Here is a 25,144-nt window from a genome sequence, read left to right on the forward strand (position 1 = left end):
AATACTAGAGGCGTTCGGGCGTTCCGATTCCAAGGAGGTCCATTCCCTGCCGAAGGGTCTGGCCAGTGAGCTGACACATCAGCAGCCGAGTCTCCATGACCTCTCGGGTCGGGGCCTTGAGGACGGGGCAGCGCTCGTAGAACGTGGTGTACGCCGACGCCAGGTTGTGCAGGTAGGCACAGAGGCGGTGGGGTTCGAACGTCTGGGTGACGACGTCGATGGTGGCGCCAAACTCGTCGAGGAGAAGGCCGAGGGCGCGCTCGGCCGGCTCCAGGGTCAGGCCCTGGTGTGCGGCTGGCGTGACGTCTTCGGGGGCCTTGCGGAGGATGGACTGGATGCGGGCGTAGGCGTACTGGAGGTAGGCGCCGGTGTCGCCGTTGAGGGAGACCATGCGGTCGGTGTCGAAGACGTAGTCGCGGGTGCGGGAGGTGGACAGGTCCGCGTACTTAACCGCTCCGATGCCGACCTGCCGTGCACGGTCCTCGAGTTCCTCGGTGCCGAGCTGCGGGCTCTTCTCGGCAACGACGGTGCGGGCCCGGTCGACGGCTTCGTCGAGAAGGTCCATCAGGCGGACCGTCTCGCCGGAGCGGGTCTTGAAGGGCTTGCCGTCTTTGCCGAGGACGGTGCCGAACGGCAGGTGCAGGGTGCGGACGTTGTCGGGGAGCCAGCCGACGCGCCGGGCGGTCTCAAAGACCATCTGGAAGTGGAGGGCCTGGCGGCTGTCGACGACGTAGAGGAGCTGGTTAGCGCCGAGCATCTCGACGCGGTCGCGGATGGCGGCGAGGTCAGTGGTTGCGTAGCCGTAGCCGCCGTCGCTCTTCTGGACGATGAGCGGGGTCAGCTCGCCGTCGGGGCCCTTGATGTCGTCGAAGAAGACGCACAGCGCGCCGTCCGAGCGGACGGCAACGCCGGAGGCTTCGAGGTCGGAGCACACGTCGGCGAGCATGTGGTTGTAGTAGCTCTCGCCGATGGCATCGGTATCTTCGAGGAGGACGTCGAGGTGGGCGTAGACGGCTTCGAAGTACAGCTTCGATTCGTCGACCATGCGCTGCCAGGAGGCGACGGTCTCGGCGTGGCCTGCCTGGAGGTCGACCACGCGCCGGCGGGACCGGTCGGCGAAATCGGTGTCGCTGTCGAACAGGGCGCGCGATGCCTTGTAGAGGCGGTTCAGGCGCGACATCGAGGGGCCGGAGTCGGCTGGTTCGGCGCCCTCGTCCAGCTGATTGGGGTGCTCAACCAGGTACTGGATGAGCATGCCGAACTGGGTGCCCCAGTCGCCGAGGTGGTTTCGCCGGATGACCTTCTCGCCGGAGAACTCCAAGGTCCGCACCAGGGCGTCGCCGATGATCGTCGAGCGCAGGTGGCCGACGTGCATCTCCTTGGCGATGTTCGGCTGGCTGTAGTCGATCACCGTGACCCCGGGTTCGGCGCTGCTGCCGACGCCCAACCGGGTATCCGCCGCGCGGGCGGCCAGCCGGTCGAGGATCGCGGCGTCCGTGACGGTGACGTTGATGAATCCCGGGCCTGAGACCTCCAGGCTCGCGATCACCTCGTCCGCGGCCAGGTTCTCGAGGACGCGCGCGGCGACCTCGCGCGGGTTGGCCCGCAGGGGCTTGGCGAGGCTCATGATGCCGTTTGCCTGGAAGTCCGCACGGTCGCTTCGTCGCAGCTGGGGGTCGCTGTCCGCGGCGTCGGGGAACGCAGCGGACAGCGCCTGTGTGAAGCGCTGCTGCACTGCGTCGGCGATGGAGAGGACCGTAGCCATAGAAGGAAGGACCACTTCTGTGAGAAGGCGGAGCCGCGCGGAGTCGCACACCAGCGGCACCCCCAGGACGGTCGGCGCCGCGCTTCGAGTATCCCATGCCCTCTCGGCCGGTGGACTCATTAACCCCGGGCGTCCCGGCAGCAGCTGGCCTGAACAGGGTGTCACTGCCGCAGCTCTGATTGATCATCAGAATGTGGGGCTGATTGTTCCGCTTTGCGGTCGGCGGCGTGCGCGCGGCATCTGTTCGGCGAATCCGCCAATTCGATCGAACACAACGTGACGGAGCGGCTACGGTGGCAAGTCTGCGTGCGGCGCTCGGGAGGGGAGCGAGGTGAGCGGCTTGTTGCGTGTTACAGATGATTCGCAGGACCTCGCGGCGCTAGTCCAGCGGGCGTTCGAAGTGCCGGGCGGGGGACCCGCGTTCGACCACCCAGGATTCGTCGATGTCGCCGACCTGATACGCCGGTTGTGCCATAAGGATCGCGAGGTCGTCGCAAAGCTGCGGTCGCCGGAGGCGGCGCTCTCTGAGCAGCGCTTGGCCGCCGAGGCGGCAAGCCGTCTCAACGGGCTGGTGGTCGACGGCTTCGGGGCCGTTCAGGTCTGCATTCCCGAGGCGGTCCAACTGCCCTGCCACAGGGCCGCGCTGGTGTCTCCCTACCTTGGTACGCCGTTGTCCGCCCCTTCGGCTTCTGTCCTGGGCCTGTCCGGTCAGGCCGTCGCGGAGCTTCTCGCGGCCCTGCTCGCTCGCGGCGTCGAAGCATCCGGGTGCATTCCGCGGAACATGTTCTGCCGGGACGGCAGGACGGTCCTGATCGACTGGGAGGATGCGCTCCTCGTGCCGGCCGGTGCCGCTCCTAGCCGGCTGACCTTGATGAAGTGGGACATCGCCTGGTCTGACCTCTTCGGGGATGACTTACGGCTCAGGGAGCTAATCTCTGCCTCTGCGCCCTGCCAGGAGCCGGAGCTGGACGGCTTCGAGACCACGCTGGCGAGCTGGTTGTCTGAGGGCGCATCGCGGCAGGAGGTCCGCCGCTACGGCATCGAGATGACGCTCGCCAGCGAGCTTCCGGTATCGGATGCGGCGCCAGCGAGCGCGGCCGACCTGGGACACCTCGCCGAGGACGTCCTTCCACCACGACTCGGCGTCTTCCACACCGTGCTGACCGCACGACTGCGAGAGCAGCGCGGTGACGCCGTCTACGCGGCCCTTCTCAGGCAGCTGCACGATCTGGTGAAACACCCCCGACCGGCCGGCCTCGAACTGGAGGAGCTACGGCGGGGCTGGGTACTCACGCTATTCTCCGCCGCCGAGGACGAACTTCCGGCTGAAGCCCTGCCACTGCGGCAGCTGGTGCGGCGCGTGGACCGGTTGGCATCCACGCGCGGATGGGCGGCGGCTTGCAAGCGGGCCGAGGTCGCCGAGGAGATCACCAGTCGCCTCGCTGCTGTGGTCCTCGCCGTGCTGGGAAGCGAGGAGCTGGATCTCCTCCTGCGCGGTTCGTGCGCCCAGGGAGTCCTGGGCCTCAGCAGTGACATCGACTTCGAGCTGAGCTCTGCCGACTTTCCTGGCGGGAATCGGCCAGCGGAAGATCTCGTGATTGAGGTCCTCGGCTGCCTCGGGCTGGCGGCAGAAGGGTCAGCCGCGCGGCCGGTCGAGCGTGACATCGTCAGCGCTGACGGCCGGGTGAGCCGTGATCTGCACGAGTGGTTCGAGCTCCGCCGGCCCGGCTCCGCGCACCACGACCCGGGTTGGGTCGCCGCCTGGCTGTCTGGCCCCTCCGCCGGCGCCATCGGTCGGCCGAGCGAGTACGAGGATCAGGGCCGCGAACACAGCACCAAGTACCTGTGGTTCGAGTCACGGGCCGCACTGGCGCGGCTCGTGTTCATTGCCCCCTCGCTGTCGCCGCGGCCCGTAACGCTGGAGCAGCAGCTGTCGGTCCTGTCCCGGTTGATCGGCGACCGCGAGGCCGCTGAGCTGCGCGAGCTCATCCACGCGACGTTCGCCCTGCGGGAAGCGGCCGACCCATCCCGGCCGTCCTTCGGCCACGCGGAGCGCAAGTGCTCCCGGCTCAGCGGACGGTTGGACCGGCTGCGCCAACGTCTCGCGCTTCCTGGTCCCCGACTCTCGTGATCTTCCGTTCCGCCCAGATCCGCGCCATCTCAACCTGAGAGGTCAACCGTGATCAGCGACGCGATTACACGCTCCACCAGCGATGCCCTGCACGTCTCCTTTGCCGACGGCTACGTCTTCCACGTCCGCGGTGGTCAGATCACCGCCCCGAACAAGCCGTGCCCCTGCGGCGATCTGGAGCCGGTCCACCAGATCACGTCCTACCGCGAGGCCTACCCGCAGGCCCAGCTCTCGCTGACCGACTCCTGCAACATGGGCTGCACCTATTGCTCGTTTCGCGACCGGGTGCACGCCGACGGCAAGCCGGTCACGATCCCGCTCGAGACCGTGGTGCAGGGCCTCGCGACCCATCGAAGGAGGCTCGTCGAGGAGGACGCGCGCTACAGTCGCGTCGACTTCGGCCTGGCTGGCGAAACCATGCTGGTGCGCCACATGCACGACCAGGTCCAGGCCATGGTCGAGGAGGGTCTCGCCGACTCGCCGGTCAGCGTTGTGTGGGCCGGCCCCATGGTCACCAATGCGACCCTGTCGATGACCCCGGAGCTCGCCGACAAGCTTGGCCCGCCTCAGGACATCAGTCTGGACGGCCCGAAGGATGTCCACGACAGGGTCCGCTTCTACACCAACGGGCGCGGCGGCACGTACGACCATGTGCGCTCCGTCCTGGACCGGGTGCTGGCCCGCCATCCCGACATGGGCGTCTCCGCGGTCCTCACCGCGTATTGCACCGACTTCACCGCGATCTTCCGGCACCTTTTCGAGGACGTCGGCGCCCGCAATATCTACATGAAGCCGGTGAACGCCACCTACGACAAGGATTACGCGCTCAACGCCGAGACCCTGCCGCTCTTCCGGCAGGGCTACACCGAGCTCGTGGACCACATCCTCACCCGGCCGCCGGAGGGGATCCTCGCCCGGCTGATCGCTCTGAACTCCGAGGACTTCTTCATGCGGTTCTTCTACCGCGTGAAGGACCGGGCGGCGCAGGTCTACCGGTGCGGGGCCGGCAAGAGCGGCACCTACCTGGACACCAACGGGAACCTCTACCCCTGCGCGCACTTCATCGGGAAGTCCGGCTGGCACATCGGGCACGCCTCCACCGGCGTCGAGGACAGCGAACGTCGCAAGTACCTCAACCTGGTGGTCGACGAGCGCGATGTGTGCTCGTCTTGCCCATCGCGGTACGTCTGCGGCGGGGGCTGCTACTACCAGGCGGTCCTGGCCAACGGGGACATCACCAAGCCTGACGAGGTGAAGTGCGACCTGATCCGGTTCATCACCGATCTGGCGGTCCGCCTCGTCGTCACGCTCCGAGAGCAGCACCCTGAGGTGCTGGACGCGCTGCCGTCTCCGTACGGGCTCACGGACGAGGCGCTCGCCGCCGCTCCTGAAGTCGCCTACCTGCCTGCGGCCCGCCTGTACGCGGCTCCCGGCGAAAAGCAGTCGGCGATCACGCTCGGTGGGCCGGGCCGGGTGCGCGGCGGGCTCGTGAACCCGGCCGGCCTGTCCGCTTCCCTCTCCGCGGGCACTGACGGGCTGGCGGTGCGGCTGGACCTGGGGAGCATGCCGGACGCCGTATGCGGCGTGCGCGTTCGCTTGCAGCCGCTGGGCCCTGGTGCCTTCACTCTGCACGACCTTGCGGCCCAGCAGTGGCCTGGCGAGCGGCAGTTGCGGTGCGACCGCGAGGGTGTCTTCTGGCTCAACGCACCCGCTGATCGCTTCCGGCAGATTCCGCACCCCGACCCTGTTTGGGAGGAGGCCGCAGACGTCGACCTGTCCTGGGAGGGAGCGGAGGTCCGGCTCCTGGTGCCGCTGCCCGCGCACGGTGACGCGGAGGCCGGCCTCGGGGTGAACGTGTTCGTGGACTTCGAGGACGGCGGCTGGACCGGTCTCACCCTGCACGAGCCGTTCGCCGTGCTCGACCGCGCCTCTGCTGGGGTTCTTCGCCTGTCGGGGCCGGAAGCTGCGGGGCGTACGGGCGGCGCGGGTGTGAACGGCCGGATGCCCGAGGGCCTCACGCCGATCGGCCGATGGGCCGGTCTTCAGGGCAACACCTGTTGAGGGGGGTTTGTGCGCATCCTTTTGACCACTCACCGGTTCGCGAACGGCAACGCCGGCGGGACGGAGATCCTGGCCGACGACCTGGCCCGGGCGCTGAAAGCCCGTGGGCTGCATGTCAGTTGGCTTGCGGCAGGTGACCCGCCATTGCCACAGCAGCGCACCGCCGACGAGTACCTGAGCTTGCCTGCGGCCTTCGCCGACGACTATCCGGTGGGGTGGCGTGCCCAGGAGGCGGAGCAGGCCAGGCGCGTCGAACAATTGTTCGCCATGCGGCCCTCGGTGGATCTCGTGCACGTGCTGCACTTCAGTCGCACGGGCCTGGAGTTCCTCGACGTGCCTTCCCTGCGCGGGGTGCCGGTCGTCGCCACGCTGACCGACTACACCGCGGTATGCCCCGACCATCAGCTCGTCGTCCGATCCACCGGTACGCAGTGCACCGCCACCGCGGCGTCCCGGGACTGCCTCGGCTGCATCAACGCGCCTGGCGAGGCCGTAGGGGATGTAGCGAGCTGGCGGGCGCGGAACGTGGCCTGGCTGAACGGGCGGGTGCGGGCCTTGTGGACGCAGACGCCGCACCAGGCAGCCGAGTTGGCGAACGCCGGTGTCGATGTGGGCAAGCTCGTCCGTGACCGGGCGCGCTACGGGCTGCCCGCTGCCTGGGCGGCGCTCGCCACGGGAGGACCGGCCGGGCGGTACCTCCTGTTCCTGGGCAGGTGCTCTCCAGAGAAGGGACTGCACCTGCTCCTCGACGCCTTCCGCGCCAGCGACACCGAGCTCCCATTGCTGATCGCGACCGTGCCAGACGACAAGACATACGAGGAGCAGATGCGGGCCTTGGCCGCTACCGATCCTCGGGTGCGCTGGCTGCCGCAGGTATCGCGCGCCGATGTCGGGCCGGTGCTGGCCGCTGCCAGAGCGCTGCTGGTGCCCTCGCAGTGGTGGGAGAACCATCCGCTGGTGGCGCACGAGGCAAGGGCGCTGGGGGTGCCGGTGTGGTCCTCGGCCGTGCCGTCCATGAGCCACCTCGCAGACGAACTGGGCTTCCACCTCGTCGAGGACTACCGGGATCCGGCCGCGTGGACGCGAGCACTCGACGCCGCGTCCCGACACCGGGCGCCGCGAGTGCCGTCCTTCGGTCGCCGGGTGGAGGAGTTCGAGCGGTTCGTCGACGAGATCGTCTCCGTCTACCGGAAGGTGGTGGCCGCGTGATACCCGAGCGTGTGTCTCCCGTCGTTGTTCCCGAGCGCTTACGGAAGTTCCTCGTCACGGACGACTTCGACCGCTACGGGCTTGTCCCCGGCCAGCCCACACCCACGCCGCAGTACCTTCAGGTGGAGCTCACCGACCTGTGCAATCTCGCCTGCGCCGGCTGCCTGCGGGCCGTCCACGAGAGCAGCGGCCGGCACCTATCGCTGGAGGCGTTCGTCGCGCTCCTCGACCAGTTGCCCAGCCTTGGCCACGTCTCGTTCGTGGGCGGGGGTGAGGCGCTGATCGTCCGCGACTTCGCCGCCTACGTCCAAGCGTGCACCGACCGCTCCGTGTTCACCTCGACCAACACCAACGGCCTGCTCGTGCGCCGGCGGCTGGAACCAGTCCTCGACACCGGGCTGGGGCTGATCGCGATCAGCGTCGACGGGGCGGACGACGCCACCCTCGGGCGAATGCGGTCCGGGCTTCGCCTCAGCCAGCTGAGCACGGCCCTGCGCGAAGCGGTTGCCCTGACCGAGAGCCGGGAGACGGCGCTGTCGGCCGCCGTGACTCTCTCCTCGGCGAACCTGGAGCAGTTCCCGGCCATCGTCGACTTCGTCGCGGACCACGGGCTCACTCGTATCAGCGTGGAGAGCCTGCACCACTGGGGCGAGGACAAGACCCTCAACGCCGAGTCCCTGTTCGCCCTCCCCGTGCAGGACGTTGTCCCTCAGCTGGAGGCCGGTCTCGCCCAGGCCGACGAGCGCGGCCTGCAACTGTCGATCTTCGACTACTCCCGCCTGTCCTCGCCCGCAGCCGCGCAGGCCGTGTGCCCCTGGCCGTGGGACGCCAGCTACATCACCAAGGACGGCGACGTCACGCCGTGCTGTGTCCACATGGAGTCCTCCCCGGGCAACGTGCTCGGCAACATCCACCAGGCGCCGATGGCCGAGATCTGGGCATCGAAGCCGTACGGATCGCTACGGGATTCCTTCCTCCAAGGGCCGGCCTGGTCCTCGTGCGAAGGCTGCGTGTATCGAATGGAGTTCGGACGTGTATGACCCCCAACCGCCCGCCCTGCTGAGCAGCCGGCCCTTGGACGACAGCCGCACGCTGCTGCACCGGGCGGTCGATCTCGGACTCGACTTCACCTCGGGAGAGCTGCGCGACGGCCTCGTCCTGCGGCACGCGACGGTCGGCGAACTCATTGACCGCTTCGCCGGACCCATCCCGGTCACAGGGACGAGCGACGACCAGCTGCTGGAATCCATGGCGGAGATCGCCCGTTGGTCGATCTCCCAGGCCGACCCCCGCTATCTCGCGTTCCCGGACACCGGCGACAGCATCGCCGCCCTCACGGCCGACATCGTCGCCTCCTTCCTCAACCAGAACCTGATCGCCTTCGACCGCAGCGCGCCGGCCGCCAGCGTGATCGAAGCCCAGCTGATCACCTGGCTGCGGGAGCTCGTCGGCTACCCGGTCACCCCGTTGGCCGACTACCAAGGGCTCGCCAGCCTGGGCGGGATGTGGACCTCCGGCGGGAATATGAGCAACCACATCGCCATCGCCGCCGCCCTCGCCCACACCTACCCCGAGGCCCGCCGCAGCGGCCTGCGCGCCGTTTCCGAACAGCCGGTGATCCTCCTCGCCTGCGGGGTCGAGCACTTCTCCTACCTCGCCGCCGCCCAAGCACTCGGGCTGGGCTCGGATGGGCTGCTGTGGGCCGACGCCACCCCCGACTTCACCAGCGACACCGCCTCGGTGGAGCGTTTGCTGGCCTCGCCACCGCCCGGCAAGCGGATCTTCATGGTTGTCGGTGTAGCCGGGAACTGCCGCACCACCGGCATCGATGACCTCCAGCAACTCGCCGACCTCTGTCGGCAGTACGGCGTCTGGTTTCACGTCGACGCCTGCCACGGCGGGAGCCTGCTGTTCTCCGAGAAGCTCAAGGTCCAGTTGGCGGGAATCGAACGTGCCGACTCGGTTGCCCTTGACCCGCACAAGGGCCTGTTCGTCAGCTACCCCTCCAGCTACGCGCTGTTCCGCGACCCGAACGCGCTCGGCCGGTTCGCCCGCTACCCGGACCGCGCCGATGATCCCGGCTGCCTCGATCTAGGGCTCATCACCCCGTTCTACGGCTCCCGGGGCTTCGAGTCGCTCAAGCTCTGGGCTCTGATGAAGCATCAAGGCACTGAGGGCATCGGCCGGCTCGTCGAGGACCGTCAGGCCACCTACCAGCGGATGGTCGACTTGCTGGACCGCACCGCCTGTTTCCGCATGCTCGGCACCTCCGACTTCTATCGGTGTGCGTTCGTGTTCCTGCCCGACCAGGTCGCCCAGGCCATCGAGGAGGCGGCCGTCCACTCGGAGCTTCACCCCGCGGTGCGCGCCGTCGTCTCCCGCTACACCGCAGCTTTCGCCGATCGCCTCTACCGCGGCGGAACGGTGGTGTTCGACCTCTTCGCGCTCCAGGATCTTGCCGACCGCATCGGACTCGGCACGGTCGCGAAGTACCAGGCGATGGGCATGTGTGTGGGCCATCCTCACATCGCCGACGACGTCGCGCACGGAATCGAGCAGACCCTGCTCGATGTCTCCCGCGACCTCACCTCCGCGATGCTGAAGGACGTCCACACCGTGCTCGCCGCCACGAACCCGCCCGTCGGCGACGCCACGGCGGACGTGACCGGACCGGCGGGCTGGTGACGACCGTGACCTACCCGCCCGCGTTCACAATCGCCTATCTCGTCCACAGCGACGTCGAACTCCTGCGCCGAACCATCCCCACAACCCTGGACGCTCTGTGCACGGGCACCCAGCACCCCTACGACCTGGTCCTCGTCGTGGACGGCGCCGAGAGCGCCCCCATCGACGAGATCACCGAACTCGCTCACTCCACCTGGGGATTTGACGAAGTGCGGCTGCGCTGGCGCACCCGCCACCGGGCCTCCGGCGACCAGGCCAACAACATCCACACTCACTTCGTCACCGACAAGAGCCGGTTCCTAATCACCATCGAGGGCGACGTCGTCGCCTTCCGCGACCCGAACACTGCCGATGTCCTCGCGGAGATCGCCGACACGTTCGACCGGTACCCGAAGCTCGCGCTCGCCCAGCGCATCGATGACCACGACTGCTGGCAGTGGAAGCTCGAAGACGTTGGCCCCGCCCTCAGCGAGAGAGCCCGCTCGGTCAACCGCGTCTCCTCCCACTTCCTGATCTACGACACCCACCGCGCGCGGCCCGTCATGGCCGCTGCCGGCGGAATCCCCGGCGACCGGTTCCACGACGACGGCCAGAGCTGGATGAACTACGAGGACTGGCTCTCCCACACCTTCGCCTCCCCAGGCGGGCCCGGCATCGGCTACCTGCACCAGCTCCCGCTGCGGGTCTTCCACTGCGACGAGAAGACCGCCCCCAGCTCAGCCCACTACCGCCGTGACCTCGCGACCCGCCTGCGTGTCTTCGCCGAACGCGAGCACGCGGCCAAGGAGGAGTTCCGTGACTGACGACCGCCTCGTCCCCTCGCCCGTCTTCATCCTCTCCCCGATCCGCTCCGGATCGACCCTGCTGCGCTGCCTGCTCGGCTCCCACCCAGACGTCCACGCCCCGCACGAACTCCACCTCGGCGGCCTCACCGTAACGGTCGCCGACGAGTTCACCGACCTGTCCATGCGCACCCTCAACCTCAGCCGCGAGGACCTCGAACACCTACTGTGGGACCGGCTGCTGCACCGCCAGCTCACCGAAGCGGGCAAGACCGTGCTCGCCGAGAAGTCCCCCGGCAACGTCTTCATCTGGCGGCGCCTCGTCGACTGCTGGCCAGACGCCCGCTACATCATCCTGCGCCGCCACCCGGCGGCCATCGCGGACTCCATCCGCCGCGCCGGCGACGCCACCGACCTCGCCGAAGCGGCCATCACCGTCGACAAGTTCGCCACCGCCCTCGACGAAGCCGCCGCCAACGTGCCCACCTCCGTCAGCGTCACCTACGAGCAGCTGACCGCTGAGCCGGAAGCCACCTGCAAAGCCCTGTGCGATTACGTTGGAATCCCCTGGGACCCGGCCATGCTCGACTACGGCCGTCACGACCACGGCCCGTTCGTCTACGGGATCGGCGACTGGTCACCCCAGATCGCCTCCGGACAGATCCAGGACGCCACCCCTCCTCCCACCAGCGAAACGATCCCGCCGCTGCTCAATCATTGGTGCGAGAAGTGGGGCTATCGGGCGTGAACCACCCACCAGCCGCCGCAATCTTCTGGCTCATGGGGCTGCCGGCCTCCGGTAAGACCACCCTCGCCCGCCATCTCCTCAGGTTCCTCCAGGCCAAGCACCACGGCGGCTGCGGACTGTACGACGCCGACGAGCAACGGTCCACCGGCGTCCTGAGCGGCCTCGGCTGGTCCCCCGAGGACCGCATCGCCACCATCCAGGCACTCGCACACGCCGCCGGCCAAGGCCCCATCAGCATCGTTACCCTCGTGACCTCCACTCCAGCGGAACGGCAGCTCGCCGCCGACCTCCTCAATGAACGGCTCTACCTCATCCATGTGCGTGCGCCCGAGAACATTCGGCACGCCCGCGACGCCCTCAGGGCCTCACCGGCCTACCGCGCCAACCCATCCCCCGACGCCCCTGAGCTCTCTTGGACCGAGCCCGAGCACCCGGCGCTCACCGTGGACACCACGACCCCGCTCAGGGATAGCGTCAACGCTCTCTGCTCCTTCGCCACCAGCGTCCTCGGGCCACCGCCCTGTGCCGTAGACACGCCGATCAAGCCGCAAGGGGACGATCGGCTTCCCGACCATCGCGCTCGGGCACCGATCCGCCCTCACGGTGCGGCGTGGCCTCGCCGTCACCCGTCTGCAGGCGCTCCGCCACAGCAATGAACGCCAGCTCGGAGAAGAAGAACCCGCCCACGCGATCCGCCTCGCACACCGCGGCATACCACTCCTCAACCTCTGCCGGGCTGACCGAACCCCGCCTGTGCCTGGATGCGGACAACAGCGCCTTACGGATTTGGTCAATCCTGTCCTTCGCGTGCCCCGAACACTCCGTCGACCACACCAGCAACGGTTCCACGCTGACCAGCCTCAGTGGACTCCGGGCGAGGAGCATTCCGAGCTTGCGGCCGATTCGGCCGTCCGCGTGATCCATCCAGCTCTGCACATCGTCCGCGAAGGCGTGGCAGACCCGCCGGTCCAGGTCCGCGTCCGCGCCAGCGACAACCAGCGAGTCGAAGTCGACGTGCGCGATGATCGCCCGGCCGCCCGGCCGCAGGACCCGCGCGACTTCGATCAGCAACTGCTGCGGGTCCGGCAGGCACTCGACGGTGTTGTACGAGAGGACCACATCCGCACTCTCGTCTGCGCACGGCAATGGATCACGCAAATCAGCAACGAGTGGAATCGTCGCCCCGCGGTGTCCCCTCAGCACGCTCCGCACTTGGCGCAAGGATTCCGCCGAGCGGTCGATACCGATGAGTGATGCCTCGGGCGCGACCCGGCTCACCGCCTGGAGCGTGGGTCCGGTTCCGCAACCAAGATCGACGATCTGGCCGTGGGCGCGGGCCGTTGCTAGAGCAGCAAGTCGGGCGTGAATGGGCTCGTTACTGTCAGACATAACAGCCCCTTCCGTGATCACATCCAGTATTCGACGAAGAGACCAAAGACCATCCGAATTCGCACTATATGGAACATTTGCACAGTTCACATGTTGGATGGCAGTGACATCCGCTCTCGCCGACCCCGGATTGCCTCAACCCCTGGCAAATCGTTGTCCAGCACCCTGAACCAGCGGCCGCCTTCTCCCAACGTCGGGCACTCTTCGGCCTCGCTTCGCGCGAGCCACTCGTACGAGCTTGATCTCTGCGGTACGCCAGCGCGGAGGGCCTTGGCCGCGCACTGGCGACCGTACGGCCGATAATGCACAGGTCGCCGACGCGTTGCCCCAGACTTGATGCTGGGCTGGCTGCTGCGGGCTGACCAACAGGAGCGCGGTGCTGCCGCGCCCGCCGGGAACAAGCCCAATCTCACGCAAGAACAGTTGATCGGGCGCTCTAGCCTCTCAGCACCAGCCCTGACGATTGGTCAGGGTATATAGAGTCGTTGGTTCCCGGTGAACAGAACGGATCAGTATCCAACCAGGTGTGGTGACCCGGTCCGGCCCGAATCGGTGTTCGGCCACAACCACCTTCCCCAAGCGAGAGGCTCATCCATGCCCGAGAAGGTCACCAAGGACAAGGTGCTCGTCTACGTCGTGCGCGACGGGCGGCTACTGGTGTTCCGGCACACCGACTACAGCTACGAGGAGGTCGGCATCCAGGTACCCGCTGGCAGCATCCGGCCCGGGGAGACCCCCGAGGCCGCCGCCCTGCGCCAGGCCCGCGAGGAGACCGGCCTGACCGACTTCAAGATCGTGCGCAAGCTCGGCGAGACCGACTACGACGTCAGCCCGTACCGGTTCGAGATCCAGCACCGGCACGTCTTCCATCTGGAGCTCACCGAGCCGACCCCCGAACGATGGATGAGCCAGGAAGATCACGATGGCGAGCAGAAGCCCACCCACTTCGAGTGCTTCTGGATCCCTCTGGAGGCCGCCCACATCCTCCAGTCCGGCCAGGGAGCCCTGCTGGGACGTCTACACGACTAACCCCATCCGGTCACCGCCTCAGCTCACCTCGAAGCGTGGACCGATGCTCCGGAGGCCGTTCGAGAGCGCCCACTTCCGATCCATGCGCCCCGGAGAAGAGCGGCGTCCATGGACAGGGACACAGTCGTGGACGCGTAAGTGATGGTCTATCTCAGAGGCACAGAGGAGGCGGCGCTCCGTTAGTGCCCGAAGGAAGGGGCCGCGCAGGGCGCCGCCGTCGCGGAGCCGCCCAGCCACTGCGTGCGGGCCGCTTCCAGGTGTTCCTCGCAGGTGTAGACGTAGCGTTCCATCTCACCTGGGTTGTCCGGCTGCGGCCGATAGCCCTCCACGATCCTCGTCGGAAGACATTCGACACTCGATGAGCTGCTCGGTGGGCATGCCGGGAACGGTAGCGGACACGCGTACGCCGCACTGCGACATCCCGATCCGGCGGGCGGGCAGGCGGTCTACACGGCCACCTGGTCGGTGCCGCCTGGCAGCACCGGCAGCGGCCAGGCGGGGTCCGGTGACCAGGTCGGCCAGCCACCGGCGAACGGTCCCGCGCGGTCCTGGAGCAGGCCCAGCGCCCTCTCCCGGGCCGCGTCGATCAGGGCGTGCAGGTCGTCGTCGACCAGGCCGAGCCGGCGGACCTGGTCGTACTCGTCCTCATCCTTCCAGCGGTGCGCGGACAGGTCGGGCTCGATCACCAGGTCAACGCACAGGTCCAGGGTGTCGATGCCGATCGTCGTCCTGGTGAACGGCAGCTCGAAGTTCACGTACCAGCGGATCGGCTCGCCGCTGGCCGCGTGCTGGAAGCAGTGGACGCTGAAGTGCTCGCCCGCCAGGAAGGCGCTGCGCAGCGCGGTGCCCGTCCAGCGGTAGGGGCCGAGGTCCCAGGTGCCGGCCGCCAGGTTGTCCAGGCCGCTCTTGCGGGTGGTGTCGTCGCCGGTAGTGAGTGCGGTGATCCAGGTGGTGGGGGCCAGGCTGGTGATGCCGGGCCAGTAGGCGAGGACCAGGGTGTCGCCGGTGTCGGTGACAACGCGTTGCGGCATCGCCGTCCAGACCCGGCCGAGGTGGACGTCGCGGCGCACCGCGGTGGCGCCGGGGTGAAACAGGATACTGGTCACGGTGGCCAGTGTTCCCCGTCCCGGGGGTGGGCAGACCCGCTCGGTGGGGTGACGGTGGGTCAGGGCTTGGGGAAGCCGTAGTGGCCGGCTGCCCACGCGTTCGGCGGCTGCGGGGCGTCCAGTCGCTTGCGCAGCTCCTGGACGGCGCGCGCGAGCTCCTCGCGGTCGTTGGCGTCGACCGTGCTGTCCAGGAAGGCCGAGACGTCGGCGAAGGTGCCACCCTCCCGGACGTGGCCGGCGCACAGCTTGACGCGCATATACGGGAAGAAGGCGTCGATCCCGATCCACCAGCCGTCCGCGTCGTGGACCAGGCGCAGGTGGGAGGGCAGGTGTCCGGGGAGCACGCGGGCCTGGTCCTGCCAGCCGCACTCGTCGATGATCCAGGCGGCCACCGGCTCCGGCCCGTATTGGATCGGCTGTGTCATCGGTCCACCCCTCCCTGGCGACAGTGTGTCGAGCCTATCCGTGCCGGGGCGCCGGGCGGTCCGGAACGGCCCGGGTCACCGGGGCGGCCGGCACCACGTCGTGCAGACGGGCTCGTGTCAGATGGTGCGGACCATACCGCTCGGGCGACAGGTGCTCGCTGCTCCAAGTCGGCGGCCGGGCGGGCGCGGGCGGCGCAGCGGTGGCCCTGGCGGGCGGGGGCGTGGTGAGGGCGGCTTGCCCGGGCGGCGGCGTCGACGGCGGCCGGTGGTGGTGGAGGTCGCCACCCCGACCCCCTGCCCATCCGCGGTGGCTGGCGAACCGCGGGGCCACCCGAACGGAGCAGCCCGGCCGGGCTATGCGGTGCGGGCTGGCAGGACGTTGTGGGGCCCGCGCCGGGTGGCCGGGCCCCACAGCGATCTACCGGGGACTTGCGGGGTGCTCAGGCGGCCTGTCCGGCCGGGAGGGCTGGGGCGGTCGGCAGGAGGAGCACCTGAAGGCCGTAGTTCCAGAACGAGGACTCGTACCCTTGGGCGCGGAAGTAGAGGGTGCGGTGCTGGGGGTGCCGCCACAGGTGGCGGATGGTCCGCATGGTCTCGTTGCGGGTGCGCCACCACCACGCGTCTCGGGGGGAGAGGGTGAAGTTGCGGTCCTTGGGGATGGCGTACAGGGAGGCGCCGCCGGGGCCGATCAGGTGCTCGACGGCGAGATCGACTTCGCCGTGCTCGGAGTCAAGGCTGATGAGCACCGCGGCTGCCTGGGGGTGCTCGCGGCGGATGCCGGCGGCGAGGGCGACCGCCACGTTTGGGGCAGGCAGCCGCAGCAGGTAGCGGGCCAGGTCGTAGTCCCCGAAGCGCGCGACCGGAAGCTTGCTGGCGGCAAGGGCCAGAGGGAGCAGGCCTTCCAGGTCCTGGACCCAGAGGTGGTCGCGAATCGAGAGGCGTTCGCCCCGGCTCCACAGGATGCGCGGCTGGATAAGGGGCAAGCGGTGGGCTTCGGACCAAAGGGCCCAGACGCGGGCTTCGCCAGCGGCGTTGCGCTCGAACTCGATGCTGTCGGCTTCGGGGTAGCGCTTGCGGGCGGTGGCGGCAAGGTACTCGAGTGCGGCGGCAGCGAGCGCCGATTGTGCGTCGGCGGCGGCGGCCTGCAAGGTGTGGAAGGTGCGCTGCGGCTCGGCGCGCCGGTACGGCACTGGCTCCGGCGGGGCGGTGAGCAGGTCGGGCATGGGCGTTGTCCTTCGGGTCCGGTGCGTGGTGAGGCCGGGCCGCTCGGTGGGCGGCCTGGCCGTCGGTCACTTCGCCGCGTCGAGCTGGCGGTGGGCGAGATCTTCGAGCCTCGCGGTGAGGGCCTTCGCGGCGCGGGCCTCGGCGGCGGTGTGCTCGGTCCCGGGGGCGCACAAGTCGATGAAGCGTCGGGCGATGCGGGTGAGGCGCCACATGGCCAGGGGGTCGTGAGCGGGGATTGTGCGGGTCCAGCCTGCGGGTCCGATCCGGTGGGTCATGCCTGCCCGGTAGGCGAGGAGCAGTCTGTCGTCGGCCTCATTGCCGGTGTAGTCACGATGGAAGTGGTCGGTGCCGGTGAGCCAGTCGCAGAAGGCTCCGGGAAGCACCAGGGTCCAGCGGCGGCTGGAGACGGCGTGCTGGCGGGCTTGCTCGGCATAGGCGGAGGCATAGCCGAGGTGCCGGTTGGCGGAGTCCTGGTCTCCGGCTGTCAGGGCGCTCAGGGCCCAGTCGTAGCCGCAGGCCGCGTGCTCGTGGTAGCGGCGCGCAGCGGGGCCGAGTGTGTCGTCGCTGGCGCTGCGGCGGTGCTTGGCGCGGGCGATCTGGACGTCTCCCGGGGTGGCGGGTCCGGGAGACGGTGCAATTGGGGTGGACATGGCGGCCTTCGCGTCGGAGCCGGGCCCCCTGGGGCGGGCGGGCCGGCCGTGGGCTGGGGATCGGCCGGGTGAGGCCCGGCTAATCCCTAGCCTCCTCAACACGGTGCACGGTTGGGCACATCAACTACTCTGCTGCGCGCAGACATTGAGGGGGCGAGAAGCTTGTCCCGTGTTGCTCTCTTCTACTGAAGGGCGAGTTCGCTTGCGCGCTGGGCCAGTTCAGCGGCACCCGGGATTCCTCGCGCGGTGTAGACGGCCATGGCTGAGCGCACCGTCTTCAGCTCCCTCCTGTTCCGGTCCGACGCCACACCGTCCATGGTGTCGAGGCACTGATTCCAGAGGATCACGGCCTCCTCATGCCGGCGCTGGGATGCCACGGCCTTGGCCAAGTTCGCGATGGTCAGGCCGCGTACACGCTGGTAGGTCTGCGGGACGCGGCCGACCATGGCTGTTCGGTAGTGGCGCTCTGCGGCTTGGTGGTCTCCCATTGCAGTCAGGGTCCTGCCGGTATGCGATGCCACGGTCGAGGCGACGGGACCTGAGGCGGCGGCGTAGCCGGGGACGATGCCGTCTCCGGCGAGCAGGGCGTCCTCGGCGGCAAGGAGCGCCCGCGCGGCATCTCTGCCTCGGTCGCTCGCTCCGTACGCACGGGCGGCTGTCACCAGCAGGAGAGCCTCAGTGCCGCGGTCCACGTTCCCGCGGGCCCGCGCGAGTGCGGCTTCGGCCAGCTCCACGGTGTGGAACGGCTGGTTCAGGTCGAGGGCCTGGTGTGTGAGGGCGCGCATCATCCAGGCGCTGTGGCCGGCCGGGTCGGCCTCACAGGCGAGTTGGAAGCCAAGCAGGTAGTACCGCTGGGCGGCGCCTTCACGGCCGAGGTCATGCAACTTCCAGCCTACGAGGGTGGCCAGCTCGGCCGCCGCGCCGAACGCGCTGCGCCTCACGTCCTCGGACGGGTAGGCGGCTTGGAGCATCGGCAAGACGGTGTCGGTCAGGTAGGCCGTCGCCGTGGACAAGCCGTGGCCGCCGCCGAGCCTGTCGTCGGCGCTGCGGAAGGTCTCGGTGAGCGTCCTCACGGTAGCCACCTCGCCGGCGCCGGCGCGGCCGCCTCCGATGGCCGCCCGGAGGGTGGCAGCGGCAGCTCGGTGGTCGTAGGTGAGCGACAGCCCCACGGATGCGGTGGAGAAGGCGAGAGCGAGGAAGTCTCGGCGACGATTCATGACAAGCCTCCCGAGGTCGGCAGCGGTGGCCAGAGGGTCCGGGGTCATGGCCTCCCCGATGCCGTCGCAGCCTAGACCGATCTCGGAGAGCGTTACCTTCCGCTTCACCATTCTGGTGAGCGCTTCGGCAATGTAGGCCGCGGTTCTGCCAGTTGGGGTACCACCAGCGACCCATGAGTGGACGGCCGAAGGAGCGGTGCGCAATGTCTCCCCAGCTTCGGCGGCGACTAACCGCACGGCCTTGGCCAGGGCTTGGTATGTACACCCAGCTTCGTCGATGACGGCCACCAGCCGCTGGTTCGGTGTCTTACTCGCCGTCAACTAGCACCCCCGTAATCGATCTTGAATGGATTGAACGGGATGGGAGGGCCATCACCGTACCGCCGACGCGCGGCCCGGCGCTTCACTGATGGCACCAACCCGCACTTCGGAGGAGATCCCTCATGGCTGACGTGTATTCCGATCCGCGACTGCGCGAACTGGAGGGGGCCAGCGTGCTCGTGACCGGCGGCGGCGGGCTGGTCGGCAGCCGCATTGTCGCCCAGCTCGCCGCGCACGGCGCCAAGCCGACCGTCCTGGACCGGTTCGACGCCTACCCGCACCCGGTGCGGGACCGGTTCGAGGTGGACCAGCACGCGGCCCACGTCGTGCTCGGTGATGTGCGTGAGCGGGCCACGGTGAGTTGGCTCGTCAGTCGCACGGACTTCGTCATCCACGCCGCAGCTTTCGCCGACGTCGCCGCCTGCACGCGCCGACCCGACACCGCGTTCGCCGCCAACGTGCATGGCACACAGACCGTCCTGGACGCGGTGGTGGAGTCACCGGTGAAGCGCCTGGTGTTCGTCTCGTCCGCCTCTGTCTACGGCGACGGAGCCCCGGGTAGCGTGCCGCAGTTCACCGAGGAGCAGTCGCTGACGCCGATCTCGGTCTACGCGAACACGAAGCTGTGGGGCGAGAACCAGGTCCGGCTGATGCTCGGCGGCACCGGCACGGGGTACTCGATCGTGCGGTACTTCTCGGTGTACGGCGACCCGCAGGTACCGAAGCCCGGGTCGCACTCGTGGATGGTGCCGTGGCTGGCCATGTCCGCCGAGGCCGGGCAGCCGATGAGGCTCAACGGCGGCGGCAGGCAGGTGCGTGACATGGTCCACGTGGAGGACATCGCGCACGCCACCATCCTCGCCCTGGTCGCCGATCAGGCCGCCGGCCAGACGATCAACGTCGGCACCGGTATCCCGACCTCGGTCCGAGAGATCGCCCACCTGATCGCCGCCCGCTACCCCGAGGCGGCGTTCGTGGAGACGCCGATGCCTGAGGGCGACCCGCGGGGTGGCTACGCCGACACCCGCCGGGGAGCCGACCTGCTCGGCTGGCGCCCCACCATCAGCCTCGCGGATGGCATCGATCGCTACGTGGCGTGGCTCAAGTCCACGCCCAGCGCCGTCCCGGACTGGTTCTCCTCCCCCGCCACCACCACCGCAGCCGTGCTGGCTGCCTGACCGAAGGGACACCTCCTCATGCGTGTCGTGCTGCTCGGCGGAGCCGGATACCTCGGCTCCGTCGCCTCCCATCACCTCGCCTCGCGCGGCCACAATGTCACCGTGGTCGACGGGCTGATCTACAACCGCGACGACGACCCCGGCCGGCTCCTTCCCACCGCCGTCCGCTTCATCAACGGGGACCTGCGCGACCCCGAACTCCTGGCCCAGGCCTGCGCCGGGGCTGATGCCGTCGTGCACCTCGGTGGCATCGTCGGCGAGCCGGCCAGCCAGGTGGACGCGGAACTGGCCGTGGAACTCAACTACGCCTCCCCGATGATCGCCGCGCAGGCCGCTGCGGCCGCCGGCGTTGGCCACTACGTGTTCTTCTCCTCGTGCAGCGTCTACGGCATGCACGACGGCACTGTGGACGAGGACACCGAGCCGAACCCGCTGGGCATCTACGCCCGGACCAAGGTCCTTGCTGAGCGACGACTGCCCGAGGTCCTGGGCGAGAGCACCACGCTGACGAGCCTTCGGCTTGCGACCGTGCACGGGTCCTCCCCGCGCCAGCGCCTGGACTCCGTCGTGAACTCCATGGCCTCCCGGGCCGCCGCCACCGGACGAATTCCGCTCAACGGCGGTGCGCAGCGCCGCCCCTTGGTCCACGTCGGCGACGTCGCCCGGGTCCTGACTGGGGTGCTGGAGCAGCGGATGGGCGGTGCGTGGAACGTCGGTAGCGACGAGGAGAACCACACCATCGCCGAGATCGCCGCCACGGTCGCCGCCGTGGTCCCCGGTGCGGTGATCCAGCGGGGCCCGGAGCGGGACGAGGCTGATGCCCGCGACTACCGGGTGTCCTTCGCCCGCCTCGAGAAGGCGATGCCCGGCGCCTGTGCGACGAGCCTCAAGGACGGAGTCCGTGAGATCGCCGATCTGATGCTGACCGGTGTGATCACCGACCCCGGGCAGGCCCAGTACGACAACCACCGGGGTCTGGTGGCCGCCTTCACCGCAGGCAAGGTACGGAGCCTGCGTACCCGCGAATGCCGCGGCTACGGGGCGGAGTACGCCGCCGCATGGGAGATTCCGTGACAACGACCGCCGCACCGTTCCTGCCGTGGAACCGGCCCTCCCTCGGGCAGGAGGAGGAGGCCGAAGTCCTGGACACGCTGCGCTCGGGCTGGCTGACCGCCGGGCCGAAGGCGGCCCGGTTCGAGCAGGAGGTGAGGGAGGCGCTCGGGGTGGAGGACGCGTTCGCGGTCTCCTCCTGTACGGCCGCCCTGCATCTGGCGTTCCTGGCGGCCGGCTTGCGGGCCGGAGATGAGGTGATCACTGCGAGTTTCACGTTCTGCGCGGCCCCGAATGCGATCATCCAGGCGGGCGGCATCCCGGTGTTCGCCGAGGTCGACCCGGTCACTTTCAACCTCGACCCGGCGGCGGCCGAGGAGGCGATCACCCCCCGAACCCGGGCGATCGTGGTCATGCACTACGGCGGCCAGCCGTGCGACCTCGCGGCGTTCCGCAAGCTCGCTGACGAGCACGGGCTGCTGCTGATCGAGGACGCCGCGCACGCCCTGCACGCCTGGCGCGACGGCGCGCGGGCAGGCAGCGTCGGTGACCTGGCGGTGTTCTCGTTCTACGCGAACAAGGTCATGACGACGGGCGAGGGTGGCATGATCGTCGGGCGCGGAGACCTCGTCCAGCGGGCCCGTCTTCTGGGCCGGCACGGCATCGACAGCTCGGTGTGGCAGCGGCACGGCACGCAGCGCACTGCCGACTACGAGGTCACGGTGCCGGGCCTGAAGTTCACGATGCCCGACATCACGGCCGCGGTCGGCCTCCAGCAGTTCCGGAAGCTGCCCGACTTCACCGGGAGCCGGGCCCGGATCGCCGCGTCCTACGACCGGTCGCTGGCCGGCCTGCCCGGGCTGCGGCTGCCGACGGTCCTCGATGGCGTCCGGCACGGCTGGTTCCTCTACCCGGTGCTGATCGAGCCCACCGGCGCCCGGACCAGGGACACGGTGGCCGACACGCTGCGCGAGGTCCACGGGGTCGGCACCAGCGTGCATTTCAAGCCGGTCCACCGCCTCGCCGCGTACCGGTACCTGGAGAGTCACCTGCCGGTCACCGAGCAGGTCGCGGCCCGGCAGCTATCTCTGCCCTGCTACCCGGCCATGAGCGGCGCAGATGTGCAGCGCGTCATCGACGCCCTCCACTCCGTCTGGTCCTGACCGACAACGGCACCGGGCCGGCTGTCAGAAGACCGGCGGCCGGCCCAGCTTCGCCATCCGCCACACCGTGCTCCACCGCATCGGACGGCGCGGAGGACACGGAACGCGAACGCCCTCGAAGAACCCGGACCACCACGCCTTCAGCCCAGACATCGGCGGCCGACGCAGCAGCGTGTAAGCGGCCCAGGAGGTGAGGTAGATCGGCACCAGGGGTGCGGGCAGGTGGCGCTTGGCCAGCCAGACCCGATTGCGGGCGGTCATCCGGTAGTAGGCGGCATGCCGGGCCGGGTCGGTGCGGGGGTGCTGAAGGATCATGTCGGCGCGGTAGTCGATCCGCCAGCCGGCGTCCAGGGCCCGCCAGGCGAAGTCGGTCTCCTCGTGCGCATAGAAGAACTGCGCGGGGAACAGCCCGACCTGGTCGATCACGGACATGCGGATGGCGTGGCCGCCGCCGAGGAACGTGGTGACCTCACCCGACAGCATCGGGTCAGAGGCACCGAGGCGCGGGACGTGCCGGCGCTGGGTGAACCCGGTCTCGTCCGCGATCCGGAAACTGACGATGCCCAGCTGCTGCTCCTGCTCGAACGCCTCCCGGATCAGCTGGAAGGTGTCGGTGCGGGGCAGCAAGCCGTCGTCGTCGAGGACCACCAGCACATCCGTACCGCCCAGCTCACGCAGCCGCTCCACGCCGGCGTTCCGGCCGCCGGGGATGCCCAGATTCTCCGGGAGCTCCACCGCATCCACCCACGCCGGCAGCTCGGGCAGCTTAATGCCCTGCCCCAGCACCACGGTCCGAACGCCGCTGCCGCCGCCCTCCTGCGCCTCGACCGAGTCCAGGAGAGCCAGCAGCTCCCCAGGCCGGTTTCCCATCGTCAGCACCACTACGCCCAGCGTGACGCCCATCGCACCCGATCCCACGTGAGGAAGCCCTTCATGATCACACCGACACCACAGCCCGGGACCGCGTCACTACGCGAGCTGGCCGAGACGGGCCGGCTGCCGGACCACCAATACATGGACCGGGCGACGCTGGCCTGGGTCGCCCGCAACCGTCCCCCCGGTCCGGGTGTCCGGGCCACCATGCCACATCGCCCGCTCCTGCTGGTACCCGAAGCCTCCTGGTTCGCCCGCAGGGGAGCGGCCGACTCCATCCATGGTGCCCGGCACGGCGCGCGCGTCGCCGCCCTCGTCCAGCTCCTCGCCAGCCACCACGGCCTGGCCCCCGGGCGCGCGCGAGCCCTCGCCGCCGCAGCCGCCTGTCACGACTGCCGACGCCATCACGACCGCGCCGATCCCGACCACGGCCAGCGTGCCGCCGACTGGCTCGCCGCCAGCGTCACTGTCGTGGGCGCCGCCTTCGGCACCGAGCCCACCGCAGAGGCGATCACCGCGGTCGCGCTCCACGACGTCCCCCATCACGCGTTCACCGACGACCAAGCAGGTGCCTATGGGCGACATCGAGACGCGGCGGACCTCCTCAAGGCCGCCGACGCGCTCGACCGCTACCGGTTGCCCATCTCCCGTTGGTGGCCCGACCTCAGCTACCTCCGTCTCCCGATTCCCGTCTGGCTCCCGCCGCTCGCCCACAACCTGGTGGTCCACAGCGAGCAGGCCCGCCTCGACGGCGCCACCGATACCCAGGCCATGGAGCACGCGTTCCATGCCGTGATGCCCGAGTAGGAGAACACCCGTGCACGCCGACTGGGCCCTGGCCCACACCGACTACAACTCCCCAGCCGGTCGCCCGGCACCCGCCGGACTTGCCAACACCGAGGCCGACTGGCGCCGACGCCTCGAACAGGCACCCAACGGGCAGCTGTTGCGCGACAACGCCATGCTCCGCTCGCTCGCCGCCGGCACCCCAATCCACCTCCTCCACCTGACCCGCTCCCTGGACTCCGTCCGCTCCAGCGGCCACCTGCTCGCCTCCACCGGCTGCCTGGTCGGCGCCGTCTACGGCTCACCGCTCACCCCGGTGCCCAACGGCGGGCTGCGGCCCCACAACCTCGGCTCTCACCTACTGGAGAGCCGCAGTACCCTGACCAGCCGCCGCGACAGCACACCGCTGGTCATCGAGGTCACCCCGCGCGGCCCGATGCCGGCCAAGGGCTTGGACTACCTGCGTCTGGGCGGCGTCCACCTGCGCACCCACCAGGCGGTCCGGCATGTCCTCACCGCCGCCGAGGACGACCAGATCACCCGGTCCGTCGTGGACCGGGTGCGCGTCGCCGCCCCGTTCCTGGACACCCTGCTGCGCCACGCAAGTGGCCGGGCGACGCCCGACCAGCCCTTCGTCAACGCACTCGCCGCGACCGTCCCAGTCCTGCCCTACCTCGGATACCTGTACTTCGAGACTGTCGCCGAGTACCTAATGCTTCACTCCACCAGTCGGCAGACCATGGAGTACGCCGACCGCGGGGAGATGAACAACCACCTCTACAAGGACCTCGCCTTCTCTGCCGTGACCGGCATGGGTGTCCTCTTCGACCTCGGGCGGTTCTACCCAGATCATGCCCGGCTCCTCGACCTCGTAGCCCGCATCGAAGCCGGCCTGACGACCTCGGTCGCCGGCTACGTCCGGCGTCGCATGTCCCATCTCTTCGCCGCCACTTCTTTGGCTCCGCATCAGGACACCACTGCCTTCTCCTTCCGCTCCGCGAACCTGAGCACCCTGACGAAGGAAGCCCCGAATCTCCTCGGACAGCTGCTCTTTCGTGAGGTCCGAATCCTCGACCGCTATCCGCAGCTCTACCACTGCTTCGAGCAGGCCAAGGCCCTTGAGGCGTGGGCCTACTGGAACACCGAGCGCATGGCCACGCCGTTCAACGGAACCTCACCGAAGGGGGAGATCGGGATCAACCCGGCCTACCCAGATGCCCAGTTCAGGGTGTGGATGGCGGAGACCTGCGAACGGGGCCTAGCCTCCGTGTTTCGGTTCGCGTCGGCTGATCTGGGGTGATCCCTGTGTCGGGGGTTGTGGGGCTGCCGTGGGACGTTGGGCATGCCGAGGG

General features: G+C 69.2%; 22 protein-coding genes. 14 read left to right on the plus strand and 8 right to left on the minus strand.

Going from position 1 to position 25,144, the window contains the following annotated elements; all coding sequences use genetic code 11:
- Window positions 1-4 precede the first annotated feature (4 nt).
- Window positions 5-1,765 (minus strand): arginine--tRNA ligase, encoded by a 1,761-nt coding sequence (argS, locus tag ACZ52R_RS38945; protein WP_465755131.1) that lies wholly within the window; start codon window positions 1,763-1,765, stop codon window positions 5-7.
- Between the two features lie 331 nt (window positions 1,766-2,096).
- On the opposite strand from argS, the gene ACZ52R_RS38950 reads away from it, so the two are divergent.
- Genes ACZ52R_RS38950 through ACZ52R_RS38985 form a run of 8 tightly spaced genes read left to right on the plus strand, consistent with a single transcriptional unit; the run spans window position 2,097 to window position 12,037 of the window.
- Window positions 2,097-3,896: a hypothetical protein gene (locus ACZ52R_RS38950; protein ID WP_465755132.1), complete on the plus strand. Its 1,800-nt coding sequence runs from the start codon at window positions 2,097-2,099 to the stop codon at window positions 3,894-3,896.
- Window positions 3,897-3,944: 48 nt separating this feature from the next.
- Window positions 3,945-5,957: a radical SAM protein gene (locus ACZ52R_RS38955; protein WP_465755133.1), complete on the plus strand. Its 2,013-nt coding sequence runs from the start codon at window positions 3,945-3,947 to the stop codon at window positions 5,955-5,957.
- A gap of 9 nt (window positions 5,958-5,966) precedes the next feature.
- Window positions 5,967-7,166 carry a glycosyltransferase gene (locus ACZ52R_RS38960; protein WP_465755134.1) on the plus strand — a complete coding sequence of 400 codons (1,200 nt, stop codon included), beginning with the start codon at window positions 5,967-5,969 and terminating at the stop codon, window positions 7,164-7,166.
- Window positions 7,167-7,177: 11 nt separating this feature from the next.
- Window positions 7,178-8,206: a radical SAM protein gene (locus ACZ52R_RS38965; RefSeq protein WP_465755135.1), complete on the plus strand. Its 1,029-nt coding sequence runs from the start codon at window positions 7,178-7,180 to the stop codon at window positions 8,204-8,206.
- The gene (locus tag ACZ52R_RS38970) at window positions 8,199-9,851 is read left to right on the plus strand and encodes a pyridoxal phosphate-dependent decarboxylase family protein (protein ID WP_465755136.1); all 1,653 of its coding nucleotides are present in this window, start codon (window positions 8,199-8,201) and stop codon (window positions 9,849-9,851) included. Before ACZ52R_RS38965 ends, ACZ52R_RS38970 begins: the two co-directional genes overlap by 8 nt.
- The gene (locus ACZ52R_RS38975; protein ID WP_465755137.1) at window positions 9,848-10,654 is read left to right on the plus strand and encodes a hypothetical protein; all 807 of its coding nucleotides are present in this window, start codon (window positions 9,848-9,850) and stop codon (window positions 10,652-10,654) included. Before ACZ52R_RS38970 ends, ACZ52R_RS38975 begins: the two co-directional genes overlap by 4 nt.
- A complete protein-coding gene (locus tag ACZ52R_RS38980; protein ID WP_465755138.1) occupies window positions 10,647-11,381 on the plus strand; it encodes a sulfotransferase family protein in 735 nt (244 codons plus the stop codon). Before ACZ52R_RS38975 ends, ACZ52R_RS38980 begins: the two co-directional genes overlap by 8 nt.
- On the plus strand, window positions 11,378-12,037 hold the full coding sequence (locus ACZ52R_RS38985) for an adenylyl-sulfate kinase (protein WP_465755139.1): 660 nt from the start codon (window positions 11,378-11,380) through the stop codon (window positions 12,035-12,037). The genes ACZ52R_RS38980 and ACZ52R_RS38985 overlap by 4 nt, the downstream gene beginning before the upstream one ends.
- Here the strand turns inward: ACZ52R_RS38985 and ACZ52R_RS38990 are convergent.
- Window positions 11,922-12,770, minus strand: a complete 849-nt coding sequence (locus ACZ52R_RS38990) for a methyltransferase domain-containing protein (protein ID WP_465755140.1) — start codon at window positions 12,768-12,770, stop codon at window positions 11,922-11,924. The two genes, ACZ52R_RS38985 and ACZ52R_RS38990, sit on opposite strands and share 116 nt — an antisense overlap.
- Window positions 12,771-13,364: 594 nt before the next feature.
- Between ACZ52R_RS38990 and ACZ52R_RS38995 the strand changes: the two genes are divergently transcribed.
- Window positions 13,365-13,799 (plus strand): NUDIX hydrolase, encoded by a 435-nt coding sequence (locus ACZ52R_RS38995; protein WP_465755141.1) that lies wholly within the window; start codon window positions 13,365-13,367, stop codon window positions 13,797-13,799.
- Between the two features lie 446 nt (window positions 13,800-14,245).
- On the opposite strand, the gene ACZ52R_RS39000 is transcribed toward ACZ52R_RS38995, so the two are convergent.
- The 5 genes from ACZ52R_RS39000 to ACZ52R_RS39020 all read right to left on the minus strand — a co-directional run bounded on the left by ACZ52R_RS39000 (window position 14,246) and on the right by ACZ52R_RS39020 (window position 18,742).
- A complete protein-coding gene (locus ACZ52R_RS39000; RefSeq protein ID WP_465755142.1) occupies window positions 14,246-14,905 on the minus strand; it encodes a ribonuclease FAU-1 family protein in 660 nt (219 codons plus the stop codon).
- Between the two features lie 59 nt (window positions 14,906-14,964).
- Window positions 14,965-15,330, minus strand: coding sequence for a hypothetical protein (locus ACZ52R_RS39005; RefSeq protein ID WP_465755143.1), 366 nt, complete (start codon window positions 15,328-15,330; stop codon window positions 14,965-14,967).
- 440 nt (window positions 15,331-15,770) lie between these two features.
- Window positions 15,771-16,553: a hypothetical protein gene (locus ACZ52R_RS39010; RefSeq protein WP_465755144.1), complete on the minus strand. Its 783-nt coding sequence runs from the start codon at window positions 16,551-16,553 to the stop codon at window positions 15,771-15,773.
- A gap of 66 nt (window positions 16,554-16,619) precedes the next feature.
- Complete coding sequence (locus ACZ52R_RS39015; protein ID WP_465755145.1) at window positions 16,620-17,204, minus strand: hypothetical protein; 585 nt, start codon at window positions 17,202-17,204, stop codon at window positions 16,620-16,622.
- 182 nt (window positions 17,205-17,386) lie between these two features.
- Complete coding sequence (locus ACZ52R_RS39020) at window positions 17,387-18,742, minus strand: tetratricopeptide repeat protein (protein WP_465755146.1); 1,356 nt, start codon at window positions 18,740-18,742, stop codon at window positions 17,387-17,389.
- Between the two features lie 122 nt (window positions 18,743-18,864).
- Between ACZ52R_RS39020 and ACZ52R_RS39025 the strand changes: the two genes are divergently transcribed.
- From ACZ52R_RS39025 to ACZ52R_RS39035, 3 genes are read left to right on the plus strand one after another with little or no spacing between them, the layout of a single operon-like run.
- Window positions 18,865-19,920 carry an NAD-dependent epimerase/dehydratase family protein gene (locus ACZ52R_RS39025; RefSeq protein WP_465755147.1) on the plus strand — a complete coding sequence of 352 codons (1,056 nt, stop codon included), beginning with the start codon at window positions 18,865-18,867 and terminating at the stop codon, window positions 19,918-19,920.
- 18 nt (window positions 19,921-19,938) lie between these two features.
- Window positions 19,939-20,994 (plus strand): NAD-dependent epimerase/dehydratase family protein, encoded by a 1,056-nt coding sequence (locus ACZ52R_RS39030; protein WP_465755148.1) that lies wholly within the window; start codon window positions 19,939-19,941, stop codon window positions 20,992-20,994.
- Window positions 20,991-22,133, plus strand: a complete 1,143-nt coding sequence (locus tag ACZ52R_RS39035) for a DegT/DnrJ/EryC1/StrS family aminotransferase (protein WP_465755149.1) — start codon at window positions 20,991-20,993, stop codon at window positions 22,131-22,133. The genes ACZ52R_RS39030 and ACZ52R_RS39035 overlap by 4 nt, the downstream gene beginning before the upstream one ends.
- 24 nt (window positions 22,134-22,157) lie before the next feature.
- Here ACZ52R_RS39035 and ACZ52R_RS39040 read toward each other — a convergent pair whose 3' ends face one another.
- The gene (locus ACZ52R_RS39040) at window positions 22,158-23,036 is read right to left on the minus strand and encodes a glycosyltransferase family 2 protein (protein ID WP_465755150.1); all 879 of its coding nucleotides are present in this window, start codon (window positions 23,034-23,036) and stop codon (window positions 22,158-22,160) included.
- Window positions 23,037-23,066: 30 nt separating this feature from the next.
- Between ACZ52R_RS39040 and ACZ52R_RS39045 the strand changes: the two genes are divergently transcribed.
- A complete protein-coding gene (locus ACZ52R_RS39045) occupies window positions 23,067-23,813 on the plus strand; it encodes a hypothetical protein (RefSeq protein ID WP_465755151.1) in 747 nt (248 codons plus the stop codon).
- Window positions 23,814-23,823: 10 nt separating this feature from the next.
- Window positions 23,824-25,092, plus strand: coding sequence for a hypothetical protein (locus tag ACZ52R_RS39050; RefSeq protein ID WP_465755152.1), 1,269 nt, complete (start codon window positions 23,824-23,826; stop codon window positions 25,090-25,092).
- The last annotated feature ends 52 nt before the right edge of the window (window positions 25,093-25,144 follow it).

It is taken from the genome of Kitasatospora sp. NPDC034023 (assembly GCF_055575795.1).

What these genes read in the sequence shown, in the direction of transcription:
- argS (WP_465755131.1), bottom strand. Translation starts at nt 1,765, where the DNA reads ATGGCTACGGTCCTCTCCATCGCCGACGCAGTGCAGCAGCGCTTCACA.
- ACZ52R_RS38990 (WP_465755140.1), bottom strand. Translation starts at nt 12,770, where the DNA reads ATGTCTGACAGTAACGAGCCCATTCACGCCCGACTTGCTGCTCTAGCA.
- ACZ52R_RS38995 (WP_465755141.1), top strand. Translation starts at nt 13,365, where the DNA reads ATGCCCGAGAAGGTCACCAAGGACAAGGTGCTCGTCTACGTCGTGCGC.
- ACZ52R_RS39005 (WP_465755143.1), bottom strand. Translation starts at nt 15,330, where the DNA reads ATGACACAGCCGATCCAATACGGGCCGGAGCCGGTGGCCGCCTGGATC.
- ACZ52R_RS39010 (WP_465755144.1), bottom strand. Translation starts at nt 16,553, where the DNA reads ATGCCCGACCTGCTCACCGCCCCGCCGGAGCCAGTGCCGTACCGGCGC.
- ACZ52R_RS39015 (WP_465755145.1), bottom strand. Translation starts at nt 17,204, where the DNA reads ATGTCCACCCCAATTGCACCGTCTCCCGGACCCGCCACCCCGGGAGAC.
- ACZ52R_RS39025 (WP_465755147.1), top strand. Translation starts at nt 18,865, where the DNA reads ATGGCTGACGTGTATTCCGATCCGCGACTGCGCGAACTGGAGGGGGCC.
- ACZ52R_RS39030 (WP_465755148.1), top strand. Translation starts at nt 19,939, where the DNA reads ATGCGTGTCGTGCTGCTCGGCGGAGCCGGATACCTCGGCTCCGTCGCC.
- ACZ52R_RS39040 (WP_465755150.1), bottom strand. Translation starts at nt 23,036, where the DNA reads ATGGGCGTCACGCTGGGCGTAGTGGTGCTGACGATGGGAAACCGGCCT.
- ACZ52R_RS39045 (WP_465755151.1), top strand. Translation starts at nt 23,067, where the DNA reads ATGATCACACCGACACCACAGCCCGGGACCGCGTCACTACGCGAGCTG.